Genomic DNA, 7,142 nt, shown 5'->3' with positions numbered 1-7,142 from the left:
TAAAACAACTCCAAATTATTCAAGAAAAACTAAACAATAGACCTAGAAAGATACTTGGATATAAAACACCAAAAGAAATGATGGATATTGAACTTAAAATTGTAGCTTAGTAACATCATAAAACTAAAACGTTTTGTTGCGTTATAACCTTGAATTCAAGTTGTTAGGTAATTTTTAAAAAAGCATCTTGCGCTTTATCATCTTTCTTGTAATGCGATTTTATTGGAACTTTAAGCTTGGTCTTAAAATGTTTAATTAAAGATACTCTACATCAGTATTATACTCGGTTTTAACCCATTGTACAGTATCCCAATAACCTAAAAAAGGATTGTCACTTGAGTTTACTCGCTCTGATAACCCTTGATGAATCTCTGGAGTGACGATCCTTGAACGAATGTTTTTAGGTTTAACAATCTTTCTATTCCTCCAGCTATATATCGTTGAATCTACCGTTCTTGGGTGCGTAAATTAATACCCAAAAATAGCTAGTGATGCACGAGTCTTAAATTGTCCTTTTTGGAGTTCTAAGAGCCAAGTCATTCTTTTTTCAATACGGTATTGAGTTTGTTTTATTCGAAGAGAGCCCAACTTTGATGGACTCTCTTTTATTGTGAATTTTATCGCTGTTGCCATAAGTAAATACACGAAACAATAACGACTTTAAATAGTTAAATCAGTATTAGTCCTTGTGAATATGCACATCCATTTGTGGATAAGGTATATTCAGACCTTCTTTGTTAAAGGTATTGTATACATTTTCATTCATATCAAAAAATACTCCCCAATAGTCTTCAGACTTTACCCATACGCGGACTACAAAGTCCACAGAACTATCACCTAATCCGGATACTGCAACAAATGAATCATGCTGACCACCAGATAAAATTCTTTTATCAGTAGCAATTAGTCTATTAATAACTTCTTTTGTTTTTTCTGTACTATCTCCATATCCTACTCCAAAATTAAAATCTACACGCCTAAATGCTTCTACTGAATAATTTGTCATAGAAGATGTAGATAAACCGCCATTAGGAATAATAATAGTTTTGTTATCCGTTGATTTTACAATAGTATTAAAAATTTGAATTTCAGAGACAACCCCTTGATACCCTTGTGCGTCAATAAAATCACCTACTTTAAAAGGCTTAAAAATCAAGATCATAACACCACCAGCAAAATTTTGTAAAGTACCAGATAATGCCAAACCAACAGCCAAACCTGCTGCTCCTAGAATAGCCACAAATGATGTCATTTCGATACCTAGCATCGTCAATACCGTTATAAGAAGCAATACTTTTAGTAAAATACCAACGATGCTTTTAAGGAAAGGTCTTAAAGAGGAATCTGTGTTTGATTTTTCTAATGCTTTGTCAAATGAGTTTACCAAAGACTTTACAACTATCGACCCGATAATCCATACAGCAATAGCACCAATTAATTTCAAACCGTACTCACTTACTATTCCAATTGTTTGTACCTTAATGCTTTCAAAAGCAGTATTTATTTCATTAATATCCATAATCTTTTTTTTAAGTTAATTGACAAATATAAAAGAATTATCTAATAATTAAGTTCTGGAAACCCTAACATATGTTCATAACATGTGATTTGTATGGTTTTCACCTTTGAATTATGATTTAATTACGATAAAAAATAAAGCAAGCTATTTAAGTTTTCTTGTATGGAGAAGTAATTAATTACCGAATAAAGTGTATGAAATTAAGTTTAAGAGAGATTGTTTTTTAATTTACTAGGCAAATACCCAAGTTTTTTTTTGAAAGCTACCGTAAAATGTTGAGGGTTTTTATAGCCTACTTTGTAAGATGCTTGAGAAATGGTATAATTTTCTTTTTGAATTAATTCTTTAGCTTTTTCAATTCTTGATGAAGTAATATATTTGAAAATAGTTGTTCCATAAAACTGTTTAAAACACTTTTTTAGTTTAGATGTATTGATACCAGCGAGCAATGATAGTTTAGGTATTGTAAGGGGAGTTTTTAAATTCATTTTGATGTGATTTACCACCTTTTTTAGTTTTTCTTTGTCGGATTGACTAAGCACAGGTTGATGAGATTTTGGATCATAGTTTGTCAATGCCGTTATTATTAACTCGGTTGTTTTGGCTTCCAAAAATTCTTTTTTCATGATTGACGAATATGAGCATTTCAGTATGTCATTTACAATAACACTAATTATATCATTCATCAATATTCCGCCTTTAAAAAACATAAATGGTTTTTGATTTAATTTTGTGTTTTGTAAGGTGCTTGTAAAGGATGGACCCATTTTTCGGAGTAAATAATCTTCAGTAAAAAACATTTCGAACGAACGTTTATTGGTTTGGTTGTATGTATATGTAGTCTTAGATTTTGGTAAATAAAACAAATTACACATGCCTTTTAAAACTTTTAAATCACTCTTTTTTTTACTAGAGAAATTACAGTTTATATCTCCGTTAAATTCGAAATGAAGTTTAAATAATGGGAAATCATTTGAACATTTTATTTCTAGATTCTCGTTTGTTTTAATATTTTGTGCGAGTATAAATATTCCATTCAATTGAATCTCTTGTATTAATCCTTGAGTATGGCTGTTATTTACAACAAATTTAGTTCCTTTTATGACTGAGTTTTTTAAATCTTTTTTAAAAAACCTCACCCAATTTCCGTCTTTAAAAATCGAACCTTTGAAATGTATTTGCATTTGTTCTTTTTGCGTTATAATAATTTCTTTTTGCGTTAACAATTATCTTTTTTGTTATTTACTTTTGCAAATATATATTTTTATTTAATCTAAATAAAGAAAAATAAAATAATGCGTGAAAAACTAGTTTTATTATTGTTAATATTTAATTTAATTTCTTTTGCTCAAGAAAGAGAGCATAAATTGCTTGGTAAAGTAGTGAGTGCAAATGGAGAACCTTTGTTTGGAGCAACAATTTTGATTAGTGATTATCGTTTTGCTACAGTTGCAAATGAAAAAGGAGAATATATTATTTCTAATATTCCTACTGGAAAGTATATTGTACAGGCATCTTATATGGGCTTTGTCACCCAGAAAAAAGAATTTGATTTAGGGGGTGATATAGGACATGTCGATTTCTATTTAAATGAAGATTCGGAATTATTAGACGATGTCGTTATAATTGGTAAAACAAAAAAAACAGAAAGAGAAACTAGAGGATTTGCAACTAACTCAGTTGAAATGAAAGGGGTTAAAATGCAATCTATACAAGCCACCGAAGTATTAGACCAAAGTGCTGGAGTAAAATTAAGGCTAAGTGGAGGTATGGGATCAAGAGTTGACTTCAATATCAATGGTTTATCGGGCAATGCAATTAAAATTTTTATTGATGGAGTTCCTATCGAAAATTATGGATCTTCTTTTTCCATAAGTAGTATTCCTACCGAGATGATTGAACGTATAGAGGTTTATAAAGGTGTTGTTCCTATACAATTTGGTGGAGATGCTTTAGGTGGAGCTATTAACGTGATCTTAAATAAAGATAAAATAAATAGTCTTAATGCTTCTTATTCTTATGGGTCTTTTAATACGCATCAAATAGCCATAAATGGAACGTATCTAAATAATAAATCAGGTTTTGTATTTAGGGGTTCAGGTTTTTATAATTATACAGATAATAATTATGAAGTTTGGGGAGATCAAATATATGTGTCAAATAAAGAAGGAGATGTTAATTATATTGTTGCCGAAAGATTTCATGATAGTTATAAAAGTAAAGGAACAAAATTGGATTTTGGCTATACTGATTTGTCATGGGCAGACGAACTGTTGGTCGGAGTTGTATTGTCCGACATGAAAAAAGACATTCAACATGGACAAACTATGGAAATTGTTTATGGAGCAAGAAAAGGAGAGCAAAATACGTCTCTTTTAAACACAAGCTATAAAAAAGAGGATTTTTTAACAAAAGGTTTAGCGGTCAACATTTTTGGATCGTATTCCAAACTTATTAGAAAATCCATTGATACGGTTGCTTTTGTATACGATTGGTCTGGAGAAAAGGTTCCTGATTATTATGATATAAGTGGAGGAGAATTTATGGAACATAGCTCAGGTGCAGAAGCAGGCAGTCCTACCCTTAATGAGGACACAGGTAAAACCTGGGTTTTAAGTAACAATACTTCTTATGAAATTAATAAAAATAATTCAATTCAATTCAATTTTATTTTAAATGATTTTAAACAATCTAGTGATGATCCATTATTAGACCCTCTCATGAGAGAGATATTAGATACTCGATTCGTGTCTAAAAACATATATGGTTTAGGTTATGAGTTAAATGCTATGGATAAAAAGTTTAGATCTTCACTATTCTATAAATACTACCATCAAAAAATTGGAGTTGAAGAACCCGAAATTGTAGATGGTGATACAGACCCTGTTGTTAGTAGATTTGACAAATCTATTCAAGCAAGTGGTTATGGGTTTGCCTTTTCTTATCAATTCACTCCAGTATTTCAACTAATGTTTTCTGGTGAAAAAGCATTGAGACTTCCAACTACGGATGAATTATTTGGAAACAACCTAGAAAATATTGATGAAAATCACGATTTAGATCCTGAGCATAGTTCAAATCTGAACTTTGGAATTAATTTGGGACCTTATAATTTTAAAAAACATTCTTTGTTTGTTAAGACTAATTTTTTCTATAGAGATACTAAAGATAAAATCAAAAAAAATGATGAGGTTAGCGACTCTTTCGAATATTCTTATTATTTAAATGAGGAAAGTTTTTTGAGTACAGGTTTTGATACTGAATTAAAATATAAATATAATCAAAAACTAAGCATAAATATTGGTGTCTCAGTTTTCAACTCTAGATTTAATACCGAATTTAATGAAGATGGTGAACCTTATATTTATTATCAAGATAGAGAAAGAAACGCACCTTACTTTACTTTAAATGTCAATACAGATTACCTATTTAAAAATTTTATTCAAAAAAAATCAGAAACTAGAGTCTATCATAATTTGGCATATGTAGAAGCCTTTTATAGAGGGTGGAGCGCTATTGGAGGAGCTGGAAAGCCAATGATACCAGCTCAACTTATAAATAGTTTAGGAATAGGGCATACATTTCCCAACAAAAAACTCACTTTTAGTATAGATGCTAGAAACATCTTTGATGAGCAAGTGTATGATAATTTTGCTTTGCAAAAACCAGGAAGAGCTTTTTACGCAAAGCTTAGTTATAAATTCTTATGAAAAGAAAATCAATTAATATCAATTAAAAATAAATAAAAATGAAAAACAAATTTAGAATTTCAAAAACAGTTATAATATCTTGCCTACTGTCGGGATTGTTGTTCACTTCTTGTGACGATAGCGATATTGACGATGATGACAATGAGGTTATCGAAGAAGGTAGAAATTTTACCGTGGCAATCTCATTAAGTTCAGATGGAGAAACACCAGTATATGCACAAACAACAAAAGATTTAACAACAGGAACTATTGATTTTGAAGGCTATGGTTATGTTATTCCTTCTACAAGAACTGCTAGAATTTTCCCTTCTGATGATGGTAATAATTTATACAATTTAGATTATGGCGGAGGTAGAATCTATGAATTAAGTATTGATGGTGGTCAGGACTTTAACTTATTAAACGAAAAAGCGTTTCAATTTGCTATGGGAACAGCTTACGCAAGATGGACAAAAACGAGTAGTACTTCTGCGTCCATACACTATGCCGATACTGATGATAGTGAAGGTGGTGGTTTAACAAGAGTTTACGACGAAGATGGTAATTATGTTAGAACTGACGTAACACTACGTCTTATGTCTGTTGAATTGGAAGGTCTTGTTTTTGGTAATGTAGAGCAATTTATAATTCCTGTAAGCGGGGAAGATACGGAGTATGATTACATAAGTAGAGTAGATGCTCCTGTAATTTCAGGAGATAAAATTTATTATGGAATGGCTAAATCAGGCTACGATCCATTAAACCCAGACGAACGTGTAGATGCAACGTACACTAATGTAGAAACGATAGTAGCAGATTACCCTTCATTGACAAATCCTGAAATTATAAGTACAACTGTAGGTGGAGCAAAAGGAGCGACTAACGGTTACAGAACTCCAACAGGCTACTTAGATGAACAAGGAGATATCTATCAAATTATTACAGTATCAGATAATACTTACGATACACATATCTTAAAAATCAAAGATGGCGATTATGATGATAGTTTTGATTTTAATTTATCTGAATTATTAGGTGAGGGCACAAAATCTAGGGGATGGTTTTACGCAGGAAACGGAATAGGCTATGTCCCTTATGAAAGAACTGATGAAGAAGATGGATTTTGGTCTGTAGCAAGAGTTGACCTTTACAATGGTACTGCGGTAAAATTAAACCTTCCTACAAATTTATGGTTAACACAATATCAAAATGTTGTAGTTGATGATGATAAAGTCTATATGGCGATTACACCAACTGGTGAAGATGGTAATATTTATATTTTTGACGCAACCTCTACAAGTCCTGATGGGTTTACCTTAGGTGCAACTTTGGTAAATATCGCTGACGCAACCTATATAGGGGTTTATTAGTCTACATATTTTCAAAAAGGGATTTTATAAATCCTGTCTTAAATTTTCTAGCAAAACCATCTATTAATTTCTCATTAATAGATGGTTTTTTTGAGACATATTAAGACCGTTGCATAATGCTCTTTTCATTTTTAGATTTCAATTTTTACTTTTTAAATCTAAAATTTATATTTTTTGGTTCATTTTCCTTTAGTTTTTAGAATTAGTGGCAATTATCCTTGGACTTCTATATAAATTGTAACAAATAGCTTCCATCAGATTTTGAGTATGCATTTTTTCCATACCTCTATATCTTGCAACTCCACCTTTAAACCATAACTTTATTCCTCCAAAAGTTCGCTCCACTTTAAACCTTGTTTTACCAATTAATTTAAGACCGTTGCATAATGCTCTTTTCATTTTTAGATTTCAATTTTGACTTTTTAAATCTAAAATTTATGTTTTTTTCCTTATTTTCATTGTTTATGTTAGTTATGGATCTATTTTTTGGTTCATTTTCCTTTAGTTTTTAGAATTAGTGGCAATTATCCTTGGACTTCTATATAAATTGTAACAAATAGCTTC

5 protein-coding genes and 2 pseudogenes are annotated in these 7,142 nt (G+C 30.8%); 3 read left to right on the top strand and 4 right to left on the bottom strand.

Features of this window, described 5'->3' with window-relative positions; all coding sequences use genetic code 11:
* Positions 1-110 (top strand): annotated as a pseudogene (locus V5787_RS03110) (IS30 family transposase); the annotation flags it as partial.
* Positions 111-468: 358 nt separating this feature from the next.
* On the opposite strand, the gene V5787_RS03105 reads toward V5787_RS03110, so the two are convergent.
* The 3 genes from V5787_RS03105 to V5787_RS03095 all read right to left on the bottom strand — a co-directional run bounded on the left by V5787_RS03105 (position 469) and on the right by V5787_RS03095 (position 2,703).
* The gene (locus V5787_RS03105; protein WP_336891818.1) at positions 469-633 is read right to left on the bottom strand and encodes a hypothetical protein; all 165 of its coding nucleotides are present in this window, start codon (positions 631-633) and stop codon (positions 469-471) included.
* A gap of 46 nt (positions 634-679) precedes the next feature.
* Positions 680-1,519: a mechanosensitive ion channel domain-containing protein gene (locus tag V5787_RS03100; protein ID WP_336891817.1), complete on the bottom strand. Its 840-nt coding sequence runs from the start codon at positions 1,517-1,519 to the stop codon at positions 680-682.
* 206 nt (positions 1,520-1,725) lie between these two features.
* Positions 1,726-2,703 carry an AraC family transcriptional regulator gene (locus V5787_RS03095; protein WP_336891816.1) on the bottom strand — a complete coding sequence of 326 codons (978 nt, stop codon included), beginning with the start codon at positions 2,701-2,703 and terminating at the stop codon, positions 1,726-1,728.
* Positions 2,704-2,814: 111 nt separating this feature from the next.
* Here V5787_RS03095 and V5787_RS03090 point away from each other — a divergent pair, with 111 nt between their 5' ends.
* The gene (locus tag V5787_RS03090; protein ID WP_336891815.1) at positions 2,815-5,229 is read left to right on the top strand and encodes a TonB-dependent receptor; all 2,415 of its coding nucleotides are present in this window, start codon (positions 2,815-2,817) and stop codon (positions 5,227-5,229) included.
* 38 nt (positions 5,230-5,267) lie between these two features.
* The gene (locus V5787_RS03085) at positions 5,268-6,578 is read left to right on the top strand and encodes a hypothetical protein (protein WP_336891814.1); all 1,311 of its coding nucleotides are present in this window, start codon (positions 5,268-5,270) and stop codon (positions 6,576-6,578) included.
* Positions 6,579-6,767: 189 nt separating this feature from the next.
* Here V5787_RS03085 and V5787_RS03080 read toward each other — a convergent pair.
* Positions 6,768-6,950 (bottom strand): annotated as a pseudogene (locus V5787_RS03080) (transposase); the annotation flags it as partial.
* Positions 6,951-7,142: the final 192 nt, after the last annotated feature.

Origin of the sequence: Flavicella sp. (assembly GCF_037132785.1) — a bacterium.
Lineage (GTDB): Bacteria > Bacteroidota > Bacteroidia > Flavobacteriales > Flavobacteriaceae > Flavicella.
The sequence above is the reverse complement of the archived record's forward strand: the minus strand, read 5'-3'. Positions and strand labels throughout refer to the sequence as shown.

Bases quoted from the DNA above. Each gene is read 5' to 3' on its own strand.
- V5787_RS03105 (WP_336891818.1), bottom strand. From the start codon at position 633: ATGGCAACAGCGATAAAATTCACAATAAAAGAGAGTCCATCAAAGTTG.
- V5787_RS03100 (WP_336891817.1), bottom strand. From the start codon at position 1,519: ATGGATATTAATGAAATAAATACTGCTTTTGAAAGCATTAAGGTACAA.
- V5787_RS03090 (WP_336891815.1), top strand. From the start codon at position 2,815: ATGCGTGAAAAACTAGTTTTATTATTGTTAATATTTAATTTAATTTCT.
- V5787_RS03085 (WP_336891814.1), top strand. From the start codon at position 5,268: ATGAAAAACAAATTTAGAATTTCAAAAACAGTTATAATATCTTGCCTA.
- V5787_RS03095 (WP_336891816.1), bottom strand. From the start codon at position 2,703: ATGCAAATACATTTCAAAGGTTCGATTTTTAAAGACGGAAATTGGGTG.